At 62.1% G+C, this 25,626-nt stretch carries 22 protein-coding genes and 1 pseudogene; 12 read left to right on the forward strand and 11 right to left on the reverse strand.

Annotated elements, in window-relative coordinates:
* Positions 1-54: 54 nt before the first annotated feature.
* A complete protein-coding gene (locus AAZU54_RS06955; RefSeq protein WP_186553887.1) occupies positions 55-1,602 on the reverse strand; it encodes an AmpG family muropeptide MFS transporter in 1,548 nt (515 codons plus the stop codon).
* Between the two features lie 43 nt (positions 1,603-1,645).
* Entirely contained in the window at positions 1,646-1,999 is a 354-nt protein-coding gene (locus AAZU54_RS06960; RefSeq protein ID WP_312152139.1) for an MGMT family protein, read from the reverse strand.
* Between the two features lie 153 nt (positions 2,000-2,152).
* On the opposite strand from AAZU54_RS06960, the gene AAZU54_RS06965 reads away from it, so the two are divergent.
* From AAZU54_RS06965 to AAZU54_RS07010, 10 genes are all read left to right on the forward strand, one after another.
* A complete protein-coding gene (locus AAZU54_RS06965) occupies positions 2,153-3,160 on the forward strand; it encodes a DUF481 domain-containing protein (RefSeq protein WP_186553889.1) in 1,008 nt (335 codons plus the stop codon).
* 134 nt (positions 3,161-3,294) lie between these two features.
* Entirely contained in the window at positions 3,295-4,026 is a 732-nt protein-coding gene (locus tag AAZU54_RS06970) for a HugZ family protein (protein WP_186553890.1), read from the forward strand.
* A 65-nt stretch (positions 4,027-4,091) separates the two neighbouring features.
* Positions 4,092-4,553 (forward strand): FxsA family protein, encoded by a 462-nt coding sequence (locus AAZU54_RS06975; RefSeq protein ID WP_186553891.1) that lies wholly within the window; start codon positions 4,092-4,094, stop codon positions 4,551-4,553.
* Positions 4,554-4,812: 259 nt separating this feature from the next.
* The gene (locus AAZU54_RS06980; protein WP_003260750.1) at positions 4,813-5,106 is read left to right on the forward strand and encodes a co-chaperone GroES; all 294 of its coding nucleotides are present in this window, start codon (positions 4,813-4,815) and stop codon (positions 5,104-5,106) included.
* Between the two features lie 48 nt (positions 5,107-5,154).
* A complete protein-coding gene (gene groL / locus AAZU54_RS06985; RefSeq protein WP_186553892.1) occupies positions 5,155-6,804 on the forward strand; it encodes a chaperonin GroEL in 1,650 nt (549 codons plus the stop codon).
* 190 nt (positions 6,805-6,994) lie between these two features.
* On the forward strand, positions 6,995-7,678 hold the full coding sequence (gene colR, locus AAZU54_RS06990; RefSeq protein ID WP_186553893.1) for a two-component system response regulator ColR: 684 nt from the start codon (positions 6,995-6,997) through the stop codon (positions 7,676-7,678).
* A complete protein-coding gene (locus AAZU54_RS06995; RefSeq protein ID WP_312152137.1) occupies positions 7,668-8,996 on the forward strand; it encodes a sensor histidine kinase in 1,329 nt (442 codons plus the stop codon). The genes colR and AAZU54_RS06995 overlap by 11 nt, the downstream gene beginning before the upstream one ends.
* 114 nt (positions 8,997-9,110) lie before the next feature.
* The gene (locus tag AAZU54_RS07000) at positions 9,111-9,791 is read left to right on the forward strand and encodes a class I SAM-dependent methyltransferase (protein WP_434726899.1); all 681 of its coding nucleotides are present in this window, start codon (positions 9,111-9,113) and stop codon (positions 9,789-9,791) included.
* A gap of 6 nt (positions 9,792-9,797) precedes the next feature.
* Positions 9,798-10,499 carry a lipopolysaccharide kinase InaA family protein gene (locus AAZU54_RS07005; RefSeq protein WP_186553896.1) on the forward strand — a complete coding sequence of 234 codons (702 nt, stop codon included), beginning with the start codon at positions 9,798-9,800 and terminating at the stop codon, positions 10,497-10,499.
* The gene (locus tag AAZU54_RS07010; RefSeq protein WP_434726900.1) at positions 10,496-10,723 is read left to right on the forward strand and encodes a hypothetical protein; all 228 of its coding nucleotides are present in this window, start codon (positions 10,496-10,498) and stop codon (positions 10,721-10,723) included. Before AAZU54_RS07005 ends, AAZU54_RS07010 begins: the two co-directional genes overlap by 4 nt.
* A 100-nt stretch (positions 10,724-10,823) precedes the next feature.
* Here the strand turns inward: AAZU54_RS07010 and AAZU54_RS07015 are convergent, their stop codons facing one another.
* The 5 genes and pseudogenes from AAZU54_RS07015 to AAZU54_RS07035 all read right to left on the reverse strand — a co-directional run bounded on the left by AAZU54_RS07015 (position 10,824) and on the right by AAZU54_RS07035 (position 18,784).
* Positions 10,824-13,877: a multidrug efflux RND transporter permease subunit gene (locus AAZU54_RS07015; RefSeq protein WP_312152134.1), complete on the reverse strand. Its 3,054-nt coding sequence runs from the start codon at positions 13,875-13,877 to the stop codon at positions 10,824-10,826.
* A 10-nt stretch (positions 13,878-13,887) separates the two neighbouring features.
* Positions 13,888-15,042 carry an efflux RND transporter periplasmic adaptor subunit gene (locus AAZU54_RS07020; protein WP_186553899.1) on the reverse strand — a complete coding sequence of 385 codons (1,155 nt, stop codon included), beginning with the start codon at positions 15,040-15,042 and terminating at the stop codon, positions 13,888-13,890.
* A gap of 139 nt (positions 15,043-15,181) precedes the next feature.
* Positions 15,182-16,276 (reverse strand): annotated as a pseudogene (locus tag AAZU54_RS07025) (DUF1513 domain-containing protein); the annotation flags it as partial.
* Positions 16,277-16,278: 2 nt separating this feature from the next.
* Positions 16,279-17,343, reverse strand: a complete 1,065-nt coding sequence (locus AAZU54_RS07030) for an imelysin family protein (protein ID WP_186553901.1) — start codon at positions 17,341-17,343, stop codon at positions 16,279-16,281.
* A gap of 19 nt (positions 17,344-17,362) precedes the next feature.
* On the reverse strand, positions 17,363-18,784 hold the full coding sequence (locus AAZU54_RS07035; protein WP_434726901.1) for a di-heme oxidoredictase family protein: 1,422 nt from the start codon (positions 18,782-18,784) through the stop codon (positions 17,363-17,365).
* 173 nt (positions 18,785-18,957) lie between these two features.
* Between AAZU54_RS07035 and AAZU54_RS07040 the strand changes: the two genes are divergently transcribed.
* Positions 18,958-19,707 (forward strand): hypothetical protein, encoded by a 750-nt coding sequence (locus tag AAZU54_RS07040; RefSeq protein WP_434726902.1) that lies wholly within the window; start codon positions 18,958-18,960, stop codon positions 19,705-19,707.
* A 2-nt stretch (positions 19,708-19,709) separates the two neighbouring features.
* Positions 19,710-20,111 (forward strand): hypothetical protein, encoded by a 402-nt coding sequence (locus AAZU54_RS07045; protein ID WP_186553904.1) that lies wholly within the window; start codon positions 19,710-19,712, stop codon positions 20,109-20,111.
* Between the two features lie 212 nt (positions 20,112-20,323).
* On the opposite strand, the gene AAZU54_RS07050 is transcribed toward AAZU54_RS07045, so the two are convergent.
* The 4 genes from AAZU54_RS07050 to AAZU54_RS07065 all read right to left on the reverse strand — a co-directional run bounded on the left by AAZU54_RS07050 (position 20,324) and on the right by AAZU54_RS07065 (position 25,583).
* Positions 20,324-21,661: an imelysin family protein gene (locus AAZU54_RS07050; RefSeq protein ID WP_186553905.1), complete on the reverse strand. Its 1,338-nt coding sequence runs from the start codon at positions 21,659-21,661 to the stop codon at positions 20,324-20,326.
* A 149-nt stretch (positions 21,662-21,810) separates the two neighbouring features.
* A complete protein-coding gene (locus tag AAZU54_RS07055) occupies positions 21,811-23,862 on the reverse strand; it encodes a putative bifunctional diguanylate cyclase/phosphodiesterase (RefSeq protein WP_186553906.1) in 2,052 nt (683 codons plus the stop codon).
* 331 nt (positions 23,863-24,193) lie between these two features.
* The gene (locus AAZU54_RS07060) at positions 24,194-24,790 is read right to left on the reverse strand and encodes a superoxide dismutase (protein ID WP_186553907.1); all 597 of its coding nucleotides are present in this window, start codon (positions 24,788-24,790) and stop codon (positions 24,194-24,196) included.
* A 193-nt stretch (positions 24,791-24,983) separates the two neighbouring features.
* Positions 24,984-25,583 carry a LysE/ArgO family amino acid transporter gene (locus AAZU54_RS07065; protein WP_186553908.1) on the reverse strand — a complete coding sequence of 200 codons (600 nt, stop codon included), beginning with the start codon at positions 25,581-25,583 and terminating at the stop codon, positions 24,984-24,986.
* Positions 25,584-25,626: the final 43 nt, after the last annotated feature.

Genomic DNA, 25,626 nt, shown 5'->3' on the forward strand with positions numbered 1-25,626 from the left:
ACAGCAGGCTGTGGGCTGCGTGGGAGCGGGCTTGCCCCGCGATAGCTCTACCTGTCAGGGTTGTTCAGGCGCAGAACCTTGCACTGGCGCTTGCTTGCCCCGCCCAATCTCCTGACGCCACTGCAGGGCGATCAGGATCAAGGTCGGCACCCCCAGCAGCGCAGTGATCAGGAAGAAGTCGTGATAGCCGAACTTCTCCACCATCACCCCAGAGTAACCACCAATCAAGCGCGGCAACAGCAGCATGATCGAGCTGAGCAGGGCGTACTGAGTTGCCGAGAACTTCAAATTGGTCAGGCTGGACAGGTAGGCGACGAACGCTGAAGTGGCCATGCCGGAGCTGAAGTTATCCAGCGAAATAGTCACCACCAGCATTTCCAGGTTCGGCCCCATATCGGCCAGCATCAGGAACAGGATGTTGGTCGCCGCCGATGCCACGCCACCGATGAACAGGATCGGCATGATGCCGAAACGCACGATCAGCAGCCCGCCAGCACCGGCGCCGAGCAGGGTCATGATCAGGCCGAAGATCTTGCTGACGCTGGCGATCTGGTCCTTGGTGAAGCCCATGTCGATGTAGAACACGTTGGCCATTACGCCCATCACCGTATCGGACATGCGATAGGTGGCAATCAGACCCAACAGCAGCAACGCCTGCCAGCGATAACGCGCGATGAAGTCATTGACCGGCGTCAGCACCGGCGCCAGGCCGCGGCGGCCCAGGGAAGACAGGCAAGCCCAGGTCAGCAATACATACAACAGCAGACGCAGGAAGGCGCGGTCTTCGAGAAACAGGTCGAGTACGGTCGAGTCGCCGAACACCACGCTGGCCCAGTCGGTATTGAACAGCTGGGTGAAGCTGGCTGGGACCGATACCAGCAGGATGATCAGCACGAACACCGAAGCCAGCTGGTGGCCCAGGCCATAACGTGCGGCAGACAGTTGAGTGCGCAGCGGAACCGGTGGCTCACGCATCACCAGGGTAGTGAATACCGCAGGCAGCATGATCACGCCAAACAGCACGTAGGTGCCGGTCCAGGCCTGATGCAGGTAACTGAAGCCGGTGGAGCCAAACCACTCGGCGAAGAACAGCGCACCCGCCGTGGCCAACAGCGCGGCGACCCGGTAACCGGCCATGTAGCTGGCGGCGAGGGCGGCTTGGCGCTGGTCGTCGGCGATTTCCAGGCGATAGGCATCGACGGCGATGTCCTGGGTCGCTGAAGCGAAGGCCACCAGCACCGCCAAGGCAATCAGCCACGACAGATGCTTTTGCGGGTCGCACAAGCCCATGCCGACCAGGCCGATCACCACCAGCACCTGCGACAGCAGCAGCCACGAGCGACGCCGGCCAAGGCCGCCGAGCAGTGGCAGGCGCCATTGGTCGAGCAGTGGCGACCAGACCCATTTGAAGGCGTAGGCAAGGCCGATCAGGCTGGCATAGCCGATGGTTTCGCGCGCCACACCGGCTTCGCGCAACCACACCGAAAGCGTTGAGAACACCAGCATGTACGGCAGGCCGGCGGCAAAGCCAAGCAGCAAGAGCACCAGGGTTGACGGGCTGGCATAGGCAGCGAGCGCAGCGCGCCAGGTTTTACGGGGCATGGGCCAACATCTGCCTCAAGTTTACGAAAACAAAGCGCGCACTCTAACCGCTGTGCTCCATTGGGCGCCAGCCATGGCGCGTCATATCCACACGATTATTGGTTACATTGACCCCTTCCGCGCGCAGCCGGGCACGCTGTTCGTCGCCTGACGGGGTACCCAGTGCCAAGCTCAGGCGCCCTCCGGCGCCGAGCACCCGGTGCCAGGGCAAACGGGTATCCGCAGGCAGTTGCCCAAGGGTACGCCCGACCCAGCGCGCTGCTCGCCCAAGCCCTGCCAGCTCGGCCAGCTGGCCATAGCTGACGACCTTGCCCGAAGGAATCTGGCCCAGCACGGAATACAGTGCCATTCGTCGGGCATCAGCATCTTCTGCCGAAAGGCGCGAAACCCCTGACATCAGGCGAGCGCCGGGTGTGGCAGGCCGAACGGCGTGCCAACTTGGTAAATGAGAGTTGAACTCAACGGCATGGGCTGGGTCTGTCCTTGCTCTAGTCGTGTGTATCTGGATAATGCCCGGCTTTTTTCGTCAAACCGAGCCCGTAGTCAGCTTATGTATTCTAGAACCTTGCTCTGCCTTATCGCCGCATCCCTGTGTACCCCTGTGTTGGCCGACACCGTCTGGATGAAGAACGGTGACAAGCTCAGTGGCAAGATCAAGGTCTTCGACGGCGGCAAGCTGCTGCTCGAGACGCCGTATGGCGGCTCCATCGCCCTGGACTGGAAACAGGTGCAGACCCTGGAGAGCGATCAGGAGATGCTGGTCAAGCAGGACGCCTACACGGGCGAGAAAGCCAAGTCGCTCAAGGCCGCCGAGCCAGGCAAGGTCACCCTGGCCAACGGCGATGCGCCCAAGACCGTCGATCTGGCCAGCATCGAGCAGATCATGAAGCCGCGACCTTTGGTCGAAGACTTCCTGTGGAAGGGCAATGTCGACCTGGCCATGGACTACAAGCGCGCCGAGAACGACACCGACGACTACGACGTCAGCTTCAAGACTACCGCCCGCCACGGCCGCTGGCGCCACAATGCCGAAGGCGAGTACAACCGCGAAACCAAGGACGACGTCACCACCACCAACAACTGGAGCGCCGAGTACGCGCTGGACCGTTTCCTCACTGAGAAATGGTTCTGGCAGGGCCGTCTGGAATACAAGCGTGACCACATCGAAGACCTGGCTCGCCAGCGCACCGTGGGTACCGGCCCGGGTTACCAGTTCTGGGATGACGAACTGGGCGCGTTCTCGCTCGGCTCGCTGATCAACCGCACTGACTACCAGTACCGCGATGGCGGCAAGGACAACTTCTATTCGGCGGCAGTCAAGTGGGACTACACCCGCTACCTGATCGGCAAGAACGTCCAGCTGTTCACCAATGGCGAGCTGGGCAAGCCACTGGGTGGGGTCGCCGACTACTCGCTGGATGCCGAGATCGGCCTGCGCTACAAGGTTACCGAGTGGGCCTCGCTGAACCTCAAGGCCGAGAAGGACATGATCCAGGGCACCCGCGACAGCGATCTGGACAAGACCCGCTATACCGCAGGCTTTGGCGTTACCTGGTAAAAGCAGTTGCTAGCGGTAAGCTACAAGCGCCAAGCAAGAGCGGACGTACGGACCTCTAACCGGCGTCGCTGGCTTGCTTTTTCTTGCCGCTTGTAGCTATAGCTTGCAGCTGATTTTCTTCAGGAGCCTCTTTCGTGAGTACCAACGCCCTTCGCCCCGCCCGGGAACTGCTGCTCAAGGAATACCGCGGCGTGCTCTCGACCCATTCCAAGTCCATGCCCGGCTACCCGTTCGGCTCCGTCGTGCCGTACTGCCTGGACGCCGAAGGCCATCCGCTGATCCTCATCAGCCGCATCGCCCAACACACCCACAACCTGCACAAAGACCCCAAGTGCTCGCTGCTGGTCGGTGAGCGCGACGCCGAAGATGTGCAGGCCGTCGGCCGCCTGACGGTCATGGCCGAGGCGCACAAGCTCACCGATGAAGCGGCCATCGAAGCGGCCGCCGAGCGTTACTACCGCTACTTCCCGGAAGCCGCCAACTACCACAAGGCCCATGACTTCGATTTCTGGGTGCTGCAGCCGGTGCGCCACCGCTACATCGGCGGCTTCGGTGCGATCCACTGGCTCGACCAGGTCACCCTGGCCAACACCTTCGCCGGCAAGGCCGAAGCGAGCATGATCGAGCACATGAACAGCGACCATGCCAACGCCATCGCCCACTACGTCGAACTGAGCGACTTGCCACGCACGCCAGCGGCGCACATGGTCGGTATCGACAGCGAGGGGATGCACCTGCGCATCGGCCAGGCGGTTTACTGGCTGCCATTTCCAAGCACCTGCAATACGCCGACACAAGTTCGCGAAGCCCTGGTTTTGCTGGCGCGCGCCGACAACTGGCCATCTGCGACACACGTCGAGGGTTGAAAAAGCGAGCACACGCATCCATTTGAGGTCTTACTGGAAGGTTGTCTTCCGTCGAGGAACCCTTGATGCGTGTTTTCCTACTGCTGTTTCTGATTTTTCCGGTGCTGGAGCTGTTCGTCTTCGTCAAAGTCAGCGCCGCCATCGGTTTCTTCCCGGCGCTGCTGCTGATCATCGCCGGTTCCGCCCTGGGTGTGCTGGTGATGCGTGTGGCCGGCTTGGCCACCGCCCTGCGTGCCCGTGAGAGCCTGCAGCGCGGCGAGCTGCCCGCCGAGGACATGTTCCAGGGCATGATGCTGGCGGTCGGTGGTGGCCTGTTGCTCATCCCAGGTTTCATCAGCGACGTGCTCGGCCTGATCTGCCTGCTGCCGTTCACCCGTCACCTGGCGGCGCGCAAGCTGCGTCAGCGGGCCGAGGCCCAGGCCATGCGCCAGCGAGCGTTCCAGGACGATCCGTTCAATGCCCGTCCGCCAGAAGGCGCCCACCGTCCTAACGTCATCGAAGGCGAGTACGAGCGGCGCGACAAGTAATTGTTGCAAGCCTTTACCCAACGGCCCCGAGAGGGGCCGTTGTGCGTTTTGCGATAAGCCTATGAAATATTTTCCAGGGCAAGCCTTGTAATTGTTTCCAGCGACCTCATGTATGTGGTCACCGCAAGGTTTCTGGTGGAAACGCCAGACAAGACTCAGGGGTTTGCCTGATGCAGGCCCCTCCCGGCAACGCCGGAATGCCTCAACCCGCCGGTGTCGATACCGGCCGATGAAAACCACAATTTGGGAGAGATCGACAATGAAGCTTCGTCCTCTGCATGACCGCGTAGTCATCCGTCGCAGCGAAGAAGAATCGAAAACCGCTGGCGGTATCGTCCTGCCGGGTTCGGCCGCTGAAAAACCAAACCGCGGTGAAGTTGTTGCCGTCGGCACCGGTCGCATCCTGGACAACGGCGAAGTTCGCGCGCTGGCCGTGAAAGTGGGTGACAAAGTGGTTTTCGGCCCTTACTCGGGCAGCAACACCGTGAAAGTCGATGGCGAAGACCTGCTGGTAATGGCTGAGAACGAGATTCTCGCCGTTATCGAAGGCTGATTTCCCCGATTTCCCGTTACTCCAAAGAATTCCAAGGATTAAACGATCATGGCTGCTAAAGACGTAAAATTCGGCGATTCCGCCCGTAAGAAAATGCTCGTTGGTGTCAACGTTCTGGCTGACGCTGTTAAAGCGACCCTCGGCCCGAAAGGCCGTAACGTTGTTCTGGCCAAGAGCTTCGGCGCGCCAACCATCACCAAAGACGGTGTTTCGGTTGCCAAGGAAATCGAACTGAAAGACGCCTTTGAAAACATGGGCGCCCAGCTGGTCAAGGAAGTTGCTTCCAAGGCCAACGATGCTGCCGGTGACGGCACCACCACCGCTACCGTTCTGGCTCAGGCCATCGTCAACGAAGGCCTCAAGGCCGTCGCTGCCGGCATGAACCCGATGGATCTGAAGCGCGGTATCGACAAGGCCACCGCCGCTGTTGTCGCCGAGCTGAAAAACCTGTCCAAGCCATGCGCCGACTCCAAGGCCATCGCTCAGGTAGGCACCATCTCCGCCAACTCCGACACCTCCATCGGTGAAATCATCGCCGAAGCCATGGAAAAAGTCGGTAAAGAAGGCGTGATCACCGTTGAAGAAGGCTCGGGCCTGGAAAACGAACTGTCTGTCGTAGAAGGCATGCAGTTCGACCGCGGCTACCTGTCGCCTTACTTCGTCAACAAGCCAGACACCATGGTTGCCGAGCTCGAAGGCCCGCTGCTGCTGCTGGTCGACAAGAAGATCTCCAACATCCGTGAGCTGCTGCCAGTTCTGGAAGCCGTTGCCAAGGCCGGCCGTCCGCTGCTGATCGTTGCTGAAGACGTTGAAGGCGAAGCGCTGGCTACCCTGGTCGTCAACAACATGCGCGGCATCGTCAAGGTTGCTGCGGTCAAGGCGCCAGGCTTCGGCGATCGCCGCAAGGCTATGCTGCAAGACATTGCCGTCCTGACTGGCGGTACCGTCATCTCCGAAGAGATCGGTCTGTCCCTGGAGTCGGCTACCCTGGAGCACCTGGGTAACGCCAAGCGCGTCATCCTGTCCAAGGAAAACACCACCATCATCGACGGCGCTGGTGTCGACGCTGACATCGAAGCACGCGTCAAGCAGATCCGTGCCCAGATCGAAGAGACTTCGTCGGACTACGACCGTGAGAAGCTGCAAGAGCGTCTGGCCAAGCTGGCTGGCGGTGTTGCCGTGATCAAGGTCGGTGCTGGCACCGAAGTTGAAATGAAAGAGAAGAAAGCCCGCGTTGAAGACGCCCTGCACGCTACCCGTGCAGCCGTTGAAGAAGGCGTGGTGCCTGGCGGTGGTGTTGCCCTGGTACGTGCCCTGGCAGCCATTGTCGACCTCAAAGGCGACAACGAAGACCAGAACGTCGGTATCGCCCTGCTGCGCCGCGCTGTTGAATCGCCGCTGCGCCAGATCACTGCCAACGCCGGCGACGAGCCAAGCGTTGTCGCTGACAAGGTCAAGCAAGGTTCGGGTAACTTCGGTTACAACGCCGCTACCGGCGAATACGGCGACATGATCGAGATGGGCATCCTTGACCCAGCCAAGGTCACTCGCTCGGCGCTGCAAGCTGCAGCTTCGATCGGCGGTCTGATGATCACCACCGAGGCGATGATTGCCGATGCTCCTCAGGAAGCTGCTGCTGGCGGCATGCCTGACATGGGCGGCATGGGTGGTATGGGCGGCATGGGCGGCATGATGTAAGCCAGCCTTACCCCCTCGCTGTAACGAGAAGCCCCGCCTAGTGCGGGGCTTTTTGTTTTTTGTGTCGAGATGCAGGTTCGGTGAACAAAGCGTCGGCATCGACGATATCCCCGCAAGGCTGGCGCCCGGCCATTGATGGCCGTAAGCTGCGCCTGCCGCGCACTGCGAAAGCGCCGCACAGGAGACCCCGATGCGCATTCTTTTGGTTGAAGACAACCGCGATATCCTTGCCAACCTGGCCGATTACCTCGGCATGAAGGGCTACACCGTCGATTGTGCCCAGGATGGTTTGTCTGGCCTGCACCTGGCCGCGACCGAGCACTACGACCTGATAGTGCTCGACATCATGCTGCCTGGCATCGATGGCTACACCCTGTGCAAGCGCCTGCGCGAGGATGCCCGTCGCGATACGCCGGTGATCATGCTCACCGCTCGCGATCAACTGGATGACCGCCTGCAGGGCTTTCGCTCCGGTGCCGACGACTACCTGCTCAAGCCGTTCGCGCTGTCGGAGCTGGCCGCGCGCATCGAAGCGGTGCTGCGCCGCAGCCAAGGGGGAGGGCGTCGCACGTTGCAGGTCGCCGACCTCAGCTATGACCTGGACACCCTCGAAGTCACCCGCCAGGGCCGCTTGCTCAAGCTCAATCCGGTGGGCCTCAAGCTGCTCGCGGTACTGATGCAGAAGAGCCCGCACGTGCTGCGCCGCGAAGTGCTGGAAGAAGCCCTGTGGGGCGATGACTGCCCCGACAGTGACAGCCTGCGCAGCCACGTCCACCAGCTGCGCCAAGTGATCGACAAACCTTTCGACAAACCTTTGCTGCATACCGTCCACGGCGTCGGCTATCGCCTCGCCGAGGGTCGCGATGGAGTTTAAGCAAAGCCTTGCCCAGCGCATCATCATCGCCTTTGCCTTGATGAGCGCCCTGGTGGCCGGGGCCTTCGCCTTCGGTATCGTCGCCACCGTGCACCTGGTCGAAGAACGGCTGATCTCTGCCGTGCTCGGCGGTGACCTGCAGCGCCTGCTGCGCATGGACAGCGTCAGTGACTGGAGCCACCGGCCACGCCCGGACCAGCTGTTCTACTTCAGTGGCGGGCGCGACGATTTCGAGTTGCCCAAGGACTTGCGCCACCTCAACGCCGGTTTCCATGAGGTGTTCCGCGATCAGTTGTCTTACCACGCCATGGTCGAGGTAGTGGACGGTCGGCACTACGTGCTGCTGCAGGACCAGAGTGATTTCGAAGAGCGCGAGCGGGTGTTGTTCGCAGTGGTGGTGGTTGGTTTCGTGCTCAGCCTGGTGCTGGCGGTGTTCCTCGGCTGGCTGCTGGCCCGGCGGGTGATGGCCCCGGTAATCCGCCTGGCGCGCCAGGTTCGCCATCGCGATCAGTTGCTCGGCCTGGCGCCGCCCTTGGCCCCGGACTATGCGGCGGACGAGGTTGGCCAGTTGGCGGTGGCCTTCGATGACACCCTGGGCCGGTTGCGCGATGCGTTGACCCGCGAGCGGCTGTTCACCAGTGACGTCAGCCATGAGTTGCGCACGCCACTGATGGTACTGGCCACTTCTTGCGAGCTGCTGATGGAAAACCCCGGTCTGGACAGCCGCGCGCGTAACCAGGTGGAGCGCATCGCCCGCGCCACCGAGGAAATGCGTGAGCTGGTGAAGACCTTCCTGATGCTCGCCCGCGCCCAGCGCGATGAGGGCGCGGTCGCCTCCAAGGCGACTTTGCGTGAGGTGGCCGACGATCTGATCGGCGTCTGGCGCGATACCGTCGAGCAAAAGGGCCTGACCCTGTACTACGACGGTCGGGTCAGCGCCAGCCCGGTGCTGTACAACGCCACCTTCCTGCAATCGGTGATGGGCAACCTGCTGCGCAACGCGGCGCACTACACCGACAGTGGCTACATCCGCCTGAGCCTGGAGGCTAACGGTTTCAGTGTCGAGGACAGTGGTGTGGGTATCCCGGAAGAGCAGCGCGAAGCGATGTTCCGCCCCTTCGTGCGTGGCGACGAGCGCCGCGGTGAGGGCCTGGGCCTGGGCCTGTCGCTGGTGCAGCGGATCTGTGACGACCAGGGCTGGCGGGTCACCCTGAGCGCGACCTTGCCACACGGGTGTCGCTTCCAGGTCGACCTCAGTCAGGGCGCGCCAGCGCCGGAAGCGGGCACGCTGATCGGCCAAGAGCCCTCTACCAAGTAATTAGTAACTTCTTGCAAAACTTGTGGAAAAGTCCGACAGATTTTTCACATCGGCATGACCTGATTCCAACGTGCGCTTACCTAAGGTGAGCGCACTGGAGTCTGGAGATGCCCAATGCGTAGCCCCATCAAACTCGAATTTTCCGAGAAGTACGACCAGCAACACGCGCGTGACTACTTCCTCAAGCACCAAGATGGCTTGGCTCGTCGCCTGTCGCACCAGCGTGATGAGCAACTGGCACGGCGCGCCCTGGCGCTGGCGGGTGACCCTGGCCTGGTGCTCGACCTGCCCTGCGGCGCTGGCCGCTTCTGGCCGCTGCTGGCGGAAAAGACCAATCGGGTAATCATTGGCGCCGACAACTCCGAAGCGATGATCGAGACAGCCTGTGCCGCGCAACCGCCAGAAGTGGTGGCGCGGGTACAGCCCTTGCAGACTTCAGCCTTTGCCATCGATCTTCCGGACAACGCCGTGGACAGCATCTTCTGCATGCGCCTGTTCCACCATATTGGCGAAGCGGCCCATCGCCAGACCATTCTCTCGGAGTTTCATCGGGTTAGCCGCGACAGCGTAATCCTGTCGCTGTGGGTTGATGGCAATTTCAAAGCCTGGCGGCGCAAAAAGCTTGAGCAGCGTCGTAGCGCCAAAGCGGAGCAGGGCAGTTACCAAAACCGCTTCGTGTTACCCGCTGACACAGTCGAGCAAGAATTTTTGGCTGCCGGCTTTCGCATTCAGGAACGTCTGGACTTCCTGCCGTTCTACGCCATGTGGCGAGTTTACGTATTACGCAAGGGGTAGGCATTCATGGCAGTAGCCCAGAGTCGCGGTTCGCAGTTCGATTACTATTGGCAACAGCAGGGTGAGTGGGTCGAGGAACCCAATCAGCGGCGCGGCGGCGAAAGCGGCGTGCAGCGGCTGAACGACGCGAGCGGGCAGCTGCTGTATGCCAAGCGTCAGGTCGGGCATCTCTATCGCAGCCTGCTGCATCCGTTTGGCCGGCCAACGGTGCTGCGCGAGCAGGACGCCTTGCACAGCTTCGAACAACTGGGTGTGCGCGTGCCGCGCATCGTCTACTGCGGTGCTCAACGCGATGGCGATCACCAGTGGCGCGCGCTGTTGGTCAGCGAAGCGCTGGATGGCTTCGTCGATCTGGATACCTGGCATGCCGAAGGTGCGCGGGAGCGCTATCCGCAGGTGCTGCACGAACGCATGCTCAAGGATTTGGCCGACAATCTGGCGCGCATGCACCTGGGTCATTGGCAGCATGGCTGCCTTTACGGCAAGCATGTATTCATCAAGATCAGTGGCGAGGGCGAGCAAGCCCGCGCTGAAGTCGCGTTGCTCGATTTGGAGAAGTGCCGGCGGCGCATCAGTCGCCAGCGTGCAGCGCTGAACGACTTGGGTCAGCTACGCCGCCATTCGTCACTCAACGAGGCAGAGTGGCAAACACTGCTCTATTTTTACCAGATGGCGTTTGGCAGCGCTGTCAAAGGGTTAGAGCAATGAAACTAGAAATAGCTCGAGCTTTGTTTCTGGTGGGTGCATTGGTGGTGACGACGGCGGCTGCTGCTGCCTGGGACGAACCGGGCCCAACAGTATTCAGCAAAGCTGGTCAGGCAGGGCAGTGCGCTCTGCCGCGTGTGGCAAAACAGCAAGCCGTGGCGCAGCCAGACAATGATCTGCTGTTGTTCCTGTTCGGCTTGCGTCAAGGGTTGCGGCCGTTCGGCTGACAATATCCGAGTCATTCATTCCCTGTAATAGCCGGCGAAGCCTGCGACGGGCTGCATAGCAGGCCCAATCCGCTAGCGAGGGCTTCGCCAGTTCCCACGACTACCTCTCGATCACCGTCTGCTGTTCCCCTGCAATCGTCTTGTGCGCCAGCAAGGTATAGATGCAGGGCAGCACGAACAGGGTAAACAGTGTCCCGATCGACATCCCGGTGGCGATCACCATGCCGATATCGAAGCGGCTCACCGCCCCGGCGCCTGTCGCCAGGATCAACGGCACCATGCCGAACACCATCGCGGCGGTGGTCATCAGCACCGGGCGCAAGCGAATCGCTGCCGCTTCTTCAATCGCCTCGCGCCTGCCCAGGCCCTTTTCTTCACGCAACTGATTGGCGAATTCGACGATCAGAATGCCGTGCTTGGTGATCAACCCGATGAGTGTCACCAAACCCACCTGGGTGTAGATGTTCATGCTCGACACCCCCAGAAACAACGGCAGCAACGCCCCGCAAATCGACAGCGGCACGGTCACCAGAATCACCAGCGGATCGCGGAAACTCTCGAACTGCGCCGCCAGTACCAGGAAAATGATCGCCAGCGCCAGGCCAAAGGTCACCCACAGCGCGCTGCCTTCCTGGACGAACTGCCGCGCGACTCCGGCATAGTCGAAAGAAAAGCCTTCCGGCGCCTCTTCACGGGCGATCTGCTGCACGGTTGCCAGTGCCTCTCCCATGCTGACCATCGGCACGCCCTGGATCATCGCCGAGTTCAGCTGCTGGAACTGGTTGAGCTGGCGCGGGCGGGCGCGGTCGCTGAGGGTGATCAGGGTCGACAGCGGCAGTAGTTGGCCCTGGTCGTTCTTCACGTAGTAGTTGTTCAGCCAGCCTGGGTTGTCGCGGTACGGCCGCTCGACCTGGGCGATGACCTTGTAGCTGCGCCCTTCCAGGGTAAAGCGGTTGATCTCGGCTTCGCCCAGCAAAGTCGCCAGGGTACCGCCGAGCACGTCCATCGACACGCCCATCTGCGCCGCTTTGGCCCGATCAATGTCGACCACCACTTCAGGCTTGTCGAACGCCAGGTCGATGTCGAGGAAGGCGAACTTGCCTGAGGCCTGGGCACGTTCCTTGACCCGCTGGGCGACGTCTAACAGGGCGGGGTAATCGCCAGCGCTGTTGATCACGAACTGGAACGGCAGACCCTCGCCGGTGCCCGGCAGCGAGGGCAGGTTGAAGCCAAAGATCTGCAGGCCGCCGATCTCTTCGAGCTTGGCTTGGACCAGCGGCAGCAACTCCATCTGGCTGCGTTCGCGCTCATTCCACGGCTTGAGCAAAAAGCCGCCGATGCCGCTCTGTACCCCATTGAAACCGTTGATCTGGAACGAGGAGTAATACTCGGGGAAGCTCTTGAAGATCGTGGTGAATTCGTCGGTGTAGGCGTTCAGGTAATCCAGGTTGGCCGGCTGCGGCGAGCTGCTCATCATGAAGATAACCCCCTGGTCTTCGTTGGGCGCCAGTTCACTCTGGGTGAATTTCAGCAGGACCGGGATCAAGCACAGGATGATCACGGCGAACACCAGCACCACTGGCCGGCTGTTGAGGGTGGCGTGCAGCAGACGCTGGTAGCGAACCTTGAGCCCTTCGAACAGCACATCCAGGCGATGGGCCAGGCCGCTGGGGTTCTGCTCGTGACGCAGCAACAGTGCGCACATCATCGGCGACAGGGTCAGGGCGACAACGCCGGAGATGATCACCGCACCCGCCAGGGTCAGGGCGAATTCCTTGAACAGGGCGCCGGTCAGGCCTTGCAGAAAGCCGATCGGCGCATACACGGCGGCCAGGGTGATGGTCATCGACACCACCGGCATGGCGATTTCGCGGGCGCCCTCCAGGGCTGCATCGAAGGGTGACTTGCCCTCTTCGATATGGCGGTGGATGTTTTCCACCACGACGATGGCATCGTCCACCACCAGGCCGATGGCCAGCACCATCGCCAGCAGCGTGAGCAAATTCAGCGAATAGCCCATCATCTGCATGAAAAACAACACGCCGATCATCGACAGCGGGATGGTGATGACCGGGATCAACACCGAACGCAGCGCGCCGAGGAACAGGAACACCACGACGATGACGATCAACACCGCCTCGCCGAGGGTCTTGATCACCTCATCGATCGAGGCCTGGATGAACAGCGTGGCGTCGTAGGCGATGGACACCTTCAGGCTTGCCGGCAACTGGCTCTCCAGCTCTGGCATGATCCGCCGCACTTCCTTGATCACCTCCAGCGGGTTGGCCGCAGGCGTCGCCTTGATGCCGATGTACACCGATGGCGTGCCGTCGAACGAGCTGACCGTGTCGTAGTTCTCCGCGCCCATTTCGACGCGCGCGACGTCGCCCAGCAGCACCCGGGTATCGCCCTCGGTCTTGAGCGGCAGGGCGGCGAAGGCTTCCGGCGATTTCAGTTCGGTGGTGGCGTTGATGCTGGTCACCACGTACTCGCCTTTGACCTCGCCGGCAGCGGAAAGGAAGTTGTAGCGGCGCACCGCTGCGGTGACATCGTTGGCCGAAAGGCCGAAGCCTGCCAGCTTGACCGGGTCGATCCAGATGCGCATGGCGAACACCTGGTTGCCGAGGATCTCGGCTTCAGCCATGCCTGGCAGAGTGGCCAGCTTGGGCTGGATCACCCGCGACAGATAATCGGTGATCTGCGGGTTGCTCATCTGCTCGCTGTAGAAGCTGATGTACATCAGCGCCGAAGCGTCGGCGGCTTCTTTGCTCAGCACCGGGTCTTCGGATTCTTGCGGCAGCTTGTTGCGCACTTCGTTGGCCTTGGCCAACAGCTCGGTGAACAGCCGGTCGCTGTTGGCGCCGATACGCGCGTAGATGGAGATGATCGAGAAGTTCTGGCGGCTCACCGAGGTCATGTAGTCGATGCCTTCGGCGCTGGCCAGGCTCTGCTGTAGCGGCTGGGTGATGTAGCCCTGGATGGTTTCGGCGTTGGCTCCGGGGTAGGCGGTGGTCACCGTGATCAGGGCGTTTTCCATCTGTGGGTATTGGCGGATCTGCAGCTTGCTCCAGGCCTGGAAACCCAGCAGCAGGATCAGCAGGCTGACCACGCTGGCCAACACCGGGCGGCGGATGAACGGGTCGGTGAACGCCATGCCAGCCTCCTCAGTCCGCGCGCTGCGCGTTGGGTGCGTTTTGCCGCTGCAGGGCGTGGTCGGGGGCAATCCGGATCGGCGCGCCCGAGGTCAGCTTCAATTGCCCGGCGCTGACCACCTGATCGCCCGCCTTGAGCCCTTCGCTGATCACCACCACGCCATCGCGGCGTTCGCCGGTTTGTACCGTGCGCTGCTCGGCGATCAGCACGGGTTGGCCTTCTGCGTTGGTTTCGGGCTGGCCGCCCTTGTCCTTTTTGGCGCTGACGACGTACACCGAATTGCCATACAGCGTGTAGGTAATCGCGCTTTCCGGCACCACCACTTGCGGGCGTGGATCAGGCAGCAGGATCAGCAGATTGGCGAACATCCCCGGCAGCAGCTTGCGCTCGGGGTTGGCCAGGGTGGCGCGCACCAGCAGGTTGCGCGTGCTTTCCTCGACCTTGGGGTTGATCGCGCTGAGGCTGGCTGGGAAGGTCTGTTCGGGGTAGGCGCCCACCTGTACCAGTACCTGTTGGCCGAGGCTCAGCTGCGGCAGGGCTTGTTCGGGCACGTTGAAATCGACGTAGAGGCTGGACACATCTTGCAGGGTGGCGATCACCGTGCCGCTGGCGAGGAAGTCGCCGACATCCACCTGGCGAATGCCGATGGTGCCGCTGAACGGCGCCTTGATGCTCTTTTTCGCCAGCGATGCCTTGAGCTGGTCGACCACGGCCTGGTTGCGCCGATATTGCGCAGTCAAACGGTCGAACTCACCGCGGGAGATGGCTTGGTCGCCGACCAGTTGGCTGCCGCGGCCGAAGTCCACCTTGGCCAGCCCCAGGTCAGCCTGGGCGGTGCCCAGCAGTGCGGTTTCGGCGTCGCTGTCCAGTTGCAGCAGCAATTGCCCGGCCTTGACCTGTTGGCCGGAGTCGAAGTGCAGCGACTTGACCGTGCCGGCCACTTCCAGGCTCAGGTCGACGCCCTGCAAGGCCTTGAGACTGCCGACAGCGGGCAGTCGCTGTTGCCACGGGCGCTGCTCGGCGGTCGCGGCGGCCACGCTGATCGGTGGCTTGGGCGCGGTGAATACCTGGATCTGGTTGTAGATCGAGAAGGCCTTGATGCCCCCCAGGATCAATACAATCAGCAGCACGACGGCCAACATGATCAGCATGCGGCGGCGCAGCATAAGTCCGGTTCCTTGGATGCGTGGTTGTTATAGGTATGGCACGACCACGGGCGATCCTGCCCACGTGCGGATGGGAAGAGTATTGCCTGTTTTCAGGAAAACGTGGAGAGCAGGGGCCGACTGGCCTCATCGCGGGGCAAGCCAGATGCAGGTGGTTATCCCAGAACCCCGAAGGCAGTTCCATCGGCTGGCCGATCAAGTCTTGCTTGCGACAGTCATAGAAGCGGCAGCGCCCCTGCCCGGAGGTGACGACAAAACCATCTTTTACCGCCCCCACCCCAGCGCAATCGGGCATCGGTGCATCAAGCCTGACCTGGGCACTGTCCAGATCCCAGATAAACAAGCGGTTGGCACGCGGCGCAGTCAGCGCCACCAGGCGTAAATCATTGTGGATGGCCACGCTGGCGGTGTACTGGGCCATGGCCTGCAACTGCCGCTCGGGCACCGGGAATGCCCTGAACGGCTCGCCCGGGCGCTTGATCGCAAGCAGTTCGGCAGTTTCATCGGCATCGCCCATGAACTGCTGGCAGGCGACCACCGTGCCATCGTCGGCAATGGCCAGGTGACGCACGCTGTTCATCTGCTGGGTAAGGGTTTCCTTGCTCAGCAGGGTGCCGTCGCGCTGCATCAGGACCAGGCTCGGCTCCATCGCATTGAGGTTCATTTCTACCCGGCTTTCGGCCTCGGTGCGGATACCGCCATTGGCCACCACCAGGGTTTCGCCGTCGGGTAGCCAGGCCAGCTCATGTGGACCGATTCCGTGAGTGGGGATCTCGCCCGCATGCACCAGCCGTTCACCTTCGAAGCGGTAGACGCCAAGCACGCCACGTCCTGGGTCGGTGGTGTCGTTCTCGGTGGTATACAACCACTCGCCGCTGTTATGGATCACCGCGTGGCCATAGAAGTGGCGGTTGGGTTGCGAGCGGATGGTTTGCAGCAGGCGCCCGTCACGCAGGTCGACCAGGTAGCTTTCGGTACCTGGGCGGCGGGCGACGAACAGGGCGATCGGTAGCTCGGGGTGGTTGATGATGGCGTGGCAACGCTGGCCCACTTCGGTGGCGAACACGTGGCTGCCGTCCAGCCGGTAGCCCACTGCGTAGTGCTTGCCGTCGGCGTCGTCACGCGCCGACAGCAGCAGCGGTTCGCTGCCTTTGTTGCGCAACAGGCTCCAACCGCCCAGGGTCAGGGCGCTGAGCAGGAGGCTACCGAGTTTGAGGGCCTGGCGTCGCAGCATGATCAGTCACCGTCGTTGGCATTGAAGCCCAGCTGGATGTTCAACGCCTTGGCCAGCTCGCCTTCATGCAGGCGGTGCACCACGTTGAGGCTGTCGTAGATCTGGTTGAGCGTCTGTTTGCCGGCATCGTCGGCCAGCAGCTCGCCCAGGGTCTTGTGGTTGTCGGCCAGCAGTTTGACCGAGCTTGCGTAAGCGTCGTCGATCTTCTGCGCGAGGGCGCTCTGGTCTTTGCCAAGCAGGCCGCGCAGGCCTTGATTGTCGACCCCGACCCATACCGCTTGGGCGGCTTTGAGGCTGGCTTCCAGGCTTTTCAGCGAAGAGTGGCTACGCCAGGCTTCGGCTTGCAGCGGCTGGGCGATGCCCTTGCTCTGGCGGCCCATGGGTGCGCCGAGCTTCTTCTTCAGGGTATCCAGGGCGGTGACCTGGGCGCGCAGCAGATCGGCGATCGCTTCGTGCGAGTCAGCGTAGCGCTGATTAGGGAACTTGGTCATCTGCGAGAGCATGCCGTCGGTGCTGTTCCAGCCCTTGAGGATCTCTTCGGCCAGGGCCTTCTGGTGATCGCCAATGGCCACCAGCAGCGGGCAGTAGCGGGCCTTCTGCTCAGGCGTGGCGACGTCTGGCTTGCTGTCGAAGAGGATGTACTCGTAGGCCGACAGACCGCGTACCACTACGCTGGCCTTGCCCAGGCTCTGGGCGTCGATTGGCTTGTCGGCGTTGACCAACTGCTCGACCTGACGGCCGACCAGGTTTTTCTTGTCGGGCCAGAACTGCACCTGCCAGGGGCGATTGCCCTCGGCCAGTGGGCCGACCAGCAGCGGTTGCAGCTCGGCCCAGGCTTTCTGCGCGTTGAGGAAGTCGGCGCGGGCGGCGTCCAGCGAGGTTTTGCCTTCGCAGTAGGCCAGGGCACTGGCGGCCAACTGGCGGTCGGCTTCGACCCAGCGGCTGTAGGTCGGCAGGATCACCTGCTTGGCGATGGCGGCGGAGGTCACCGCTTGTGGGTCTTGCGGCGAGCAAGCACCCAGGGCGAGTGCGGCGAGGCTGGTGAACAACAGTTTGGGTCGGAACATGCCCGGCTCCTTGCGCGTTTTAAAGTGAGTTCAGGAACGCCAGCAGCGCGGCGCGCTGCTCGGCATTGAAGGTCAGAACCTGGTCGCGCGCCGCCTGCGCTTCGCCGCCGTGCCAGAGCACCGCTTCGAGCAGGTTGCGGGCGCGGCCATCGTGCAGCAATTGGCTGTGGCCGCTGACCGCTTCGGTCAGGCCAACGCCCCACAGCGGTGGGGTGCGCCAGTCTTGGCCGCCAGCGGCAAATTCGCTGCGGTGGTCGGCCAGCCCCGGGCCCATGTCGTGCAGCAACAGGTCGCTGTAGGGGCGGATGAGCTGGTTGGCCAGTTCAGGCTCGGCGGCATCGGCGGCGGTGGTGAACTGCGGTGTGTGGCAGCTTTGGCAGCCCGCCTGGAAGAACAGGTTCTTGCCGGCCAGCACCTGCGGCGCAGCCACGTCGCGCCGCGCTGGCACGCCGAGGTTGCGGGTATAGAAGGTGACCAGGCGCAGGATGTTGTCGCTGACTTCCTTCTCGCCGTCGGCGCCATCGCCGTTGGGCGCGGCCAGGCAGTCGAGTTGGGCGGGTGTGCAGTCATCGTGCGGCAGCAAGGTAGTGGTCAGGCCCATGTCACCGGCAAAGGCGTGGACGTTCTGCTGGTTGACGTTGGGCTGGCCGGCCTTCCAGCCGAATCGGCCGAGCACGGTCTTGCCTTGGGCATCATCCCAGACTTGATTGGCCCGCCCGCGAATGCCGTCGCCATTGCGATCGTCCGGGTCGGCGTTAGCCAGGATCGCCGCCTCTGGAATGGCTTCGAGCAGGCCCAGGCCGATCATCGGCGGTGCTACGCGGGCGGAGAAGCGGGTATCGGCATGCATCGGCCCATAGCCGAGTTGGCTGATTTGCAGCTGCGGCCGGCGTAGCTCGACGCTGTAGCCATCGGCGAAGCGGACCGTCTCGCTGCTGTAGGTCACGCGCACCTTGCCTTCCGGGGTCACGCCGGGGATGGCCATGTCTTGCAGTTGGGTGCCGTAGGTAGGTTCCGGTACCACGCCCAGGCGCTGGATTTCCTGGGCGTAGGCAGGTTGGTCAGGAATCGACAAACGCACCAGCATCGACACCGCATTGCTGGCACCCGGCTCGGGAGGATGTCCGCGTCCGTCACGCACATGGCAGTTCTGGCAGGCGTTGGTATTGAACAGCGGGCCGAGGCCATCACGCGCGGTGGTGGTGGCGGGGGCGATCACCCAGGGGTTACGGAAAAAACTGTTGCCAACGGCAAAGTCCAGCCGACGCTCCGGCGAGAGGTTGGCCGAAGGCAGGGAAAAGGCATTGCGGTCGCTGCGCAGGACCGTCGCCTTGCCGCCAGACAGGGCCTCGCCGGGCTCGGCCTGGGTGAAACGCGGGGCGTCGTCACAGGCGGCCAGGGCAGTAGCCAGTAGCAGGGGGCTTAGGCGGAGCAAGGACATCAACGATCCTGGGCTTGGGCAAAAAACCGGCGTGCAAGCTTAGCAGGCTAGGGGTGTTTGAATAAGAGCAATTTGCAACTACTGGATGAAATCGTTGTCAGTTACCGCGCCGGTTTGTGGGACGGTTCTTAAATTCGCGAAGGACTTGCGCGGCGATCCGGGCCGAGATCGACATGGGCTCCAAGGCGATCGATGCCTTGGAAAGCCAATTGCCGGAAGGCGCGGCCAGCAAGATCCTGCGCGGCTACACCTTCATTGGCGGCGACAACCTCAGTGACTGGACCTTGGCCGGCCAGCTGCACCTTGACTACATCGCCCAGCTCTACCAATCGAACGATCCACGCTGGATGAGCGAAGCCAGCAAATACACCGAGCAAACCGGCTTCAGTCCCTTTGGCTTGAATCCGCTGGCGCTCGGCGGCATGGGTAAAGGCCTGGCCACCGCGGGCTCCGTTGGCAAGGCTGGGAGTGTTGAGCCAGGCAGCGTTTCACCAGGCTCGACGCCAGCCAAATGGGACAACGCCGTGTCGCGTGCCGAAGGCGACTTTGGCGCGCTCAATCAGCCGTCGAAAACGGGCCAGACGCCTGCGTTCTTCAATCCGCAACGGTCGGCCAGTGAGGCGCTGAACAACGGTCGAATTCACATCGATGATCTGCGCAAGCTGGTACCTCCGGGCACACCTGACGGATTCAAACCTTCGGTGACGATTACCGACGGGAGTAAGTTCAACTACGTCATTGGTGGGCAGAAGGTCGAGGTCAAATGGCATGCGCCGGATAGCAATGCTGCGGCTAAGTTCCCCGGCTCCAACTCTGGCGCCGGCTGGACTGCGCAAATCAGGATTGGTGGCAAGCTGCTGGGCCAGGATGGCAAGCTCTACAGAAAGGCCGGTAATCAAACTCACATTCCCGTAGATTTCTAGCGATGAAAACGCCTGACTATTATCAGTCCCTGCCCGACGGCATGCCGCCGCAGAGTATTCGTGATGAGTTCGAAGCCATCCTGCTGGCGCCGGATGACATGGCCACACTGCCACTGACCGAGGCGCTATACGAGCTGGCTGATCGGCAATGGCATACCTACAGCTTGCTCGATGAGGCGCTGAAGGGGCGGCTGGAACAGTTGCTCATCAGTCGCTGGCGGGATGATTTTGAGATCACCGAGAACCTGTTGTCGATAGTGTCTCGACTGGGCTTGGTGGGGGTGTGGGAATTTCTTCTGGGGCTCGATAAGCAGCGGATTTCAGCTGCAACCCGCGAGGCGATCGACGATGCCGTGGCGGAGATGGCTGACAGCATTGCCGATCCCTACAGCGGGATGCGCTAGGGCCACCAAACGACAACGCCCGGTATATACGAATTGGGGCCGCTTTGCGGCCCTTCGCGGGCAAGCCCGCTCCCACAGGGATTGCGTCGACCTTCAGGTAAACGCTTCCTCTGTGGGAGCGGGCTTGCCCCCGAAGGGCTGCAAAGCAGCCCCGATTCTTGATTGACTGGCCGGCCCGAAGGCCGCCATTTGATTGATCCAGTATCAGCCGATCAGAATTCGTGATCAGCGGTATCCGGGTTCAGGTTGGCAATGCCCAGCTTGCCGGCAGCCTGCTCGATCGCGCCGGTCTGCTTGACCAGCGAGGCGATGGCGTCACGCACGATCTGGTTGCCGGCAGCGTTGTCGGCGGCGATCAGTTGATCGTAGTGCTCGCCCTTGAGCGCGTGGTCAACGATGACCTGGATCTTGGCCTCGGTGGCCTCCAGGTCAGCCTTGAGGGTGGCGTCAGCGGCCGGGTCGACCTTGGCCACCAGCGACGACAGGCTCGGGCCGGTCAGCTTGCTGCCATCGACTCGGGTGTACTCGCCCAGGTAGACGTTGCGGATACCCTTGGCGTCGTAGAAGTGCGAGTAGTGGGTGTTGTCGCTGAAGCAGTCGTGCTCGTCTTCAGGCGAGTTGGCTTCCAGGGAGACCTTCATGCGCTCGCCGGCCAGTTCACCCAGCGACAGGCTGCCCATGCCGAACAGCATCTTGCGCACGCCGTCGTTGACAGGCTCGGCTTCAAGCTTGGCGCGGTAGTTGTCGGCGACGTTCGGTGCCCAGTTGCCAACCATCTCTTCGAGGTCTTTGACCAGCAGGTCGGTGACCGCTTTGAGGTAGGCACGGCGACGCTCGTTGTGACCGCCAGTGGCGCCTTTGCCTTCCAGGTAGTCGGTCGCTGGGCGGTTGCCCGCGCCTGGGCCGGTGCCGTTGAGATCCTGGCCCCAGAGCAGGAATTCGATCGCGTGGTAGCCGGTGGCGACGTTGGCTTCCGAACCGCCCAGCTCATTGAGGCTGGCGAGCTTCTCGGGGGTGATGTCCTTGACGTCGATCTTGTCTTCGCCGACCTGGATCTCGGTGTTGGCGATGATGTTGGCGCTGGCGGCTGGGTTACCCAAGGCGTGCTCGTAGCTCTTGTCGACGTAGTCGATCAGGCCTTCGTCCAGCGGCCAGGCGTTAACTTGGCCTTCCCAGTCGTCGATGATGGTGTTGCCAAAGCGGAATGCCTCGCTCTGCAGGTAAGGCACGCGCGAGGCGGCCCAGGCGTCTTTGGCCGCTTTCAGGGTTTCATCGTTAGGCTTGGCCAGGAACGCGTCGATGGCGCTCTGCAGGGTCTTGGCGGTGCTCAACGAGTCGCTGTACACGGCATGGACCAGCTCGGCGTAGTGCTTGACCACGGCCTTGCCGGCGGCTTCGTCGATCGCCCCAGGCGCCGCAGCAGCGGTGCTGGCGGCAGCAGGTGCCTGGGCTTGCGGTGCGGCAGCCTTGTCGTCCTTGCCTTCGCCGCAACCGGCGAGAGCGATGGCGATGGCCAGCAGACTGGCGGAGGCCAGAGGCATTCGAATCATTATTGGTTTCCCTGCGTCGTGTGGTTGGACTGCGCGGCGTGGCACGCGAAACCGCAACATCATGCGAAAGATTTGCATTTGCTGTAAAGGGGTGGGCACGCAATTCATGCAAATGCCGGTTACCAGGGCATTCTCAGCAGTGGCAAGGGTTACAGCGCCGACACCTGATTGCGTTGCGCCTGGCGCAGGAAGGCGGTGAGCTCCCGGGCCGACAACGGTTTGCTGTAGTGATAGCCCTGACCTTCATGACAACCCTGGGCAATGATGTAGGTCTCTTGTTCGGCGGTCTCCACGCCTTCGGCGATCACCTGCATGCCCAGGCTCTTGCCCAGCTGGATGATGGCGCGAACGATGGTCGCGTCGTCATCGTCATCGAGCAGGTCCTGGACGAAGCTCTTGTCGATCTTGATCTTGTCCAGCGGCAGCGATTTCAAATAGCTGAGCGAGGAATACCCCGTACCGAAGTCGTCGATGGCGATCAGCGCGCCGGAGCGGCGCAGGCTCAGCAGGTGCTGGGCGGCGGTGCTGATGTCTTCCATCAGGCCGGTCTCGGTGACTTCCAGCTCCAGGCTGCGCGGCGGCAGGCGGTAGGCCTGCAGCAGGTTGTTGACCACCCGCGGCAGCTCATTGTGGTGCAGCTGCACGGTCGACAGGTTGACCGCCATGCGCAACTCGCTGAAGCCCAGGTCGTGCCATTCACGCAGCTGCCGGCAGGCCTGGTCGAGCACCCATTCGCCGATGCTGATGATGTTGCCGTTTTGCTCGGCCAGCGGGATGAACTGATCCGGCGGGACCATGCCCAGTTCCGGGTGCTGCCAGCGCAGCAGCGCTTCAACGCCGACCACGCGATGATCGCGATAGCTGATCTGCGGCTGGTAGACCAGGTACAGCTGGTTGCGCGGCAGCGCTTCACGCAGGTCTTTTTCCAGCTCGCGGCGCCGACGCATCTCGCTGTCGACGCTGGCGATGTAGAACTGGTAGCGGTTGCGCGAGCGGGCCTTGGCCAGGGTCATGGTCTGCTCGGCCTTTTGCAGCAGCTTCTCGGTGCTGTCACCGTCTTCCGGGAACAGGGTGATACCGATGGTCGCGCGCAGGCGGATTTCCTGCAGGTCGACGGCGAACGGCGCTTCCAGATCATCGAGGATGCTCTGGGCCAGCTCGGCCGCTTCATAGGGCTGCTCGATATTGGCCTGGACCAGGGCGAACTGATCGCCGCCCAAGCGCGCCAGGGCGCCAAGGCGGCCGCTGTGGGCGCGCAGGCGGTCGGCCAGGGCCAGCAGCAACTGGTCGCCGACCTGGTAGTTGAATTGCTCGTTGATGCTCTTGAAGTCGTCCAGCCCCACGCACAGTACCGCCACGCGCCGTTGCAGGCGGCCACCATCGACGAGGATCTGGTCGAGCTGCTGTTGCAACTGCTGGCGGTTGGGCAGACCGGTGAGGAAGTCGTACTGGGCCATGCGTTGCAGGCTGTTTTCGGCTTCGTGGCGCAGATGCGTGTTGCGTTCGATCGACGCCAGCAGCTGGTTGGCCGTATTGACCCACAGCCCCAGTTCGTTGCGTTCATGACCCTTGATCAGTGGAATCTGATGCTGGCTAGGGCGGTCGGGGTTGATCTGGGTGAGGTGCTCGATGATTTTCGACAGCGGCTTGGTCAGCAGCCAGTGATAGACCAGGTACAGCACCAGGCCCATGGCCAGCGCGCGCAGCACGCCGGAGATGAAGATGATCACTGCGTTGATCAGAAAATCTTCGCCATAGGCGGCGGTGTCGAGGGTGATGCTCAGGTCGCCGTAGTATTCGCTATAGGGCCCGCGGCCGACCAGTTGAGTGGTGTAGGTGCGTTCCTGGCCGAGAAACAGGTCGGTCAGCCAGCGCATGGACATATCCTGCAGCGGCCGGGATTTTTCCGCCAGCATGGTTTCGTTGGGGTGGCCGATAGAGGCCATGCGCACCGACTCGTCCTGGAACAGGCCTTCCATGACCTGCATGCCCATTTCCCGGTCGAGGCTATACACAGCCTGGGTCGACGGGTCGCGGAACATGTCGAGGATGCGCTGGGCATCATTGTTCACGGCCTGGCGGGTCTTGTAGGTGTCGTAGACGATCTGCGCACAGCTCAGAACCACGCCGACCGCCAGTGCGCAAAGCAGCACAACCCTGAGCAACTTGACCGATAAGCTGTTGCGAAATTCCAGCTTCAATGGGGTTTCCTTAATCCATGCGCATGCCACTATTTTGCCATTAGCTTCGGCAATAGACTATCGACCTTGCTGCCTTCGGTACTGTATCGGTTGCGCGCCCCTGCGACTTGAGTGCGTTGCGTCAACTTTCCAGACGTTTGATGTTAGCGCGCTATGCCAGGGGAGCAAGAGGGGGAAGGCCGCCAGACGGTGAAAAATTGTAGGGGCTGGCACTGATCGGGGCTGCCCTTGGCCTCGCTGTGCATGCCCCAGGCTTCTCTAGCGCCATGCCATAGCGCTGCCACAAAAAAACCCGGCAAGTGCCGGGTTTTTTCTACAAGCCAGAAGCCACTCAGGCAGTGAAGGTCTTGCCTTCGAACTGCTCGGCAACGAACTTCCAGTTGACCAGGTTCCAGAACGCCTCGACGTACTTCGGACGGACGTTGCGGTAGTCGATGTAGTAGGCGTGCTCCCAGACGTCGCAGGTCAGCAGCGGAGTGTCGCCGTTGGTCAGCGGGTTGCCAGCGCCGATGGTGCTGGCCAGGGCCAGGGAACCGTCAGCCTTCTTCACCAGCCAGCCCCAGCCGGAACCGAAGGTGCCAACCGAAGTCTTGGTGAACTCTTCCTTGAACTTGTCGAAGGAACCGAAAGCGCTGTTGATGGCGTCGGCCAGAGCACCGGTCGGCTGACCGCCAGCGTTTGGCGCCAGGCAGTTCCAGTAGAAGGTGTGGTTCCAGACCTGAGCGGCGTTGTTGAAGATGCCGCCCGAAGAGGTCTTGACGATCTCTTCCAGGGTCTTGCCTTCGAATTCAGTGCCTGGGACCAGGTTGTTCAGGTTCACGACGTAGGTGTTGTGGTGCTTGTCGTGGTGATACTCCAGGGTTTCCTTGGAGATGTGCGGCTGCAGGGCATCGTGGGCGTAGGGCAGCGGCGGCAATTCAAAAGCCATGGTGGATCTCCTGATTCAGGTCTAGTTCGCGGTTTGCGCAAGGCCGATCACGGGCGGCCCGGTAAACGTCGGCGAGTTTGTACTCTTTGCGACGCAAGCTCTGGATCATATCACCAGCCCCGGCGCATAACCACGCAACAACTATAGGGAATAGAGGTTCCAGAGCGGTTACATGGCCGCTGACCTATGGCCGTCAATTGAAGATCAACTGCGCAGCCACGGCGAACATCATCACTGCCACCATCAGGTCGAGCAGGCGCCAGGTGGTGGGGCGCGCCAGCCATGGGGCCAGCCAAGCGGCGCCCAGGGCGAGGGTGAAGAACCACACCAGCGAGGCGCTGGCAGCCCCGGCCACATAGGCTCCGGGTACGCTTTGCTGGGCGCCCAGCGAGCCGATCAGCAGCACCGTATCGAGATACACGTGCGGGTTGAGCAAGGTCACGGCCAAGGCGCTGAGCAGTACCGCGCGACGTGAGCGCATGCCCTGGCCTTCCTGTTGTTGCAGGCTCTGCTTGGAGCACGCCCGTTGCAGCGCCTTGGCGCCATACCAGATGAGAAACACCGCGCCGCCCCAGCGCGCTGCCGCCAGCAGCATCGGGTTATGCGCCAGTACCGTGGCCAGGCCAAACACCCCGGCAGCGACCAGAATGGCGTCACACACGATGCACAACAAGGCCACCGGCAGGTGGTGCTCGCGGCGCAGGCTCTGGGCCAGGACAAAGGCGTTCTGCGTGCCGATGGCCATGATCAGACCAAAGGCGACCAACATGCCGTTTAGATAGCTTTGCCACATAGCGCGAACACTCCACTGACGCCAACCGCTGGGTCGACGCTGT

This window comes from Pseudomonas sp. Je.1.5.c (assembly GCF_051129895.1).
Lineage (GTDB): Bacteria > Pseudomonadota > Gammaproteobacteria > Pseudomonadales > Pseudomonadaceae > Aquipseudomonas > Aquipseudomonas urmiensis.

Bases quoted from the DNA above. Each gene is read 5' to 3' on its own strand.
- AAZU54_RS06955 (WP_186553887.1), bottom strand. From the start codon at position 1,602: ATGCCCCGTAAAACCTGGCGCGCTGCGCTCGCTGCCTATGCCAGCCCG.
- AAZU54_RS06960 (WP_312152139.1), bottom strand. From the start codon at position 1,999: ATGTCAGGGGTTTCGCGCCTTTCGGCAGAAGATGCTGATGCCCGACGA.
- AAZU54_RS06965 (WP_186553889.1), top strand. From the start codon at position 2,153: ATGTATTCTAGAACCTTGCTCTGCCTTATCGCCGCATCCCTGTGTACC.
- AAZU54_RS06975 (WP_186553891.1), top strand. From the start codon at position 4,092: ATGCGTGTTTTCCTACTGCTGTTTCTGATTTTTCCGGTGCTGGAGCTG.
- AAZU54_RS06980 (WP_003260750.1), top strand. From the start codon at position 4,813: ATGAAGCTTCGTCCTCTGCATGACCGCGTAGTCATCCGTCGCAGCGAA.
- groL (WP_186553892.1), top strand. From the start codon at position 5,155: ATGGCTGCTAAAGACGTAAAATTCGGCGATTCCGCCCGTAAGAAAATG.
- colR (WP_186553893.1), top strand. From the start codon at position 6,995: ATGCGCATTCTTTTGGTTGAAGACAACCGCGATATCCTTGCCAACCTG.
- AAZU54_RS06995 (WP_312152137.1), top strand. From the start codon at position 7,668: ATGGAGTTTAAGCAAAGCCTTGCCCAGCGCATCATCATCGCCTTTGCC.
- AAZU54_RS07000 (WP_434726899.1), top strand. From the start codon at position 9,111: ATGCGTAGCCCCATCAAACTCGAATTTTCCGAGAAGTACGACCAGCAA.
- AAZU54_RS07005 (WP_186553896.1), top strand. From the start codon at position 9,798: ATGGCAGTAGCCCAGAGTCGCGGTTCGCAGTTCGATTACTATTGGCAA.
- AAZU54_RS07010 (WP_434726900.1), top strand. From the start codon at position 10,496: ATGAAACTAGAAATAGCTCGAGCTTTGTTTCTGGTGGGTGCATTGGTG.
- AAZU54_RS07015 (WP_312152134.1), bottom strand. From the start codon at position 13,877: ATGGCGTTCACCGACCCGTTCATCCGCCGCCCGGTGTTGGCCAGCGTG.
- AAZU54_RS07020 (WP_186553899.1), bottom strand. From the start codon at position 15,042: ATGCTGCGCCGCCGCATGCTGATCATGTTGGCCGTCGTGCTGCTGATT.
- AAZU54_RS07030 (WP_186553901.1), bottom strand. From the start codon at position 17,343: ATGTTCCGACCCAAACTGTTGTTCACCAGCCTCGCCGCACTCGCCCTG.
- AAZU54_RS07035 (WP_434726901.1), bottom strand. From the start codon at position 18,784: ATGTCCTTGCTCCGCCTAAGCCCCCTGCTACTGGCTACTGCCCTGGCC.
- AAZU54_RS07040 (WP_434726902.1), top strand. From the start codon at position 18,958: ATGGGCTCCAAGGCGATCGATGCCTTGGAAAGCCAATTGCCGGAAGGC.
- AAZU54_RS07045 (WP_186553904.1), top strand. From the start codon at position 19,710: ATGAAAACGCCTGACTATTATCAGTCCCTGCCCGACGGCATGCCGCCG.
- AAZU54_RS07050 (WP_186553905.1), bottom strand. From the start codon at position 21,661: ATGATTCGAATGCCTCTGGCCTCCGCCAGTCTGCTGGCCATCGCCATC.
- AAZU54_RS07060 (WP_186553907.1), bottom strand. From the start codon at position 24,790: ATGGCTTTTGAATTGCCGCCGCTGCCCTACGCCCACGATGCCCTGCAG.
- AAZU54_RS07065 (WP_186553908.1), bottom strand. From the start codon at position 25,583: ATGTGGCAAAGCTATCTAAACGGCATGTTGGTCGCCTTTGGTCTGATC.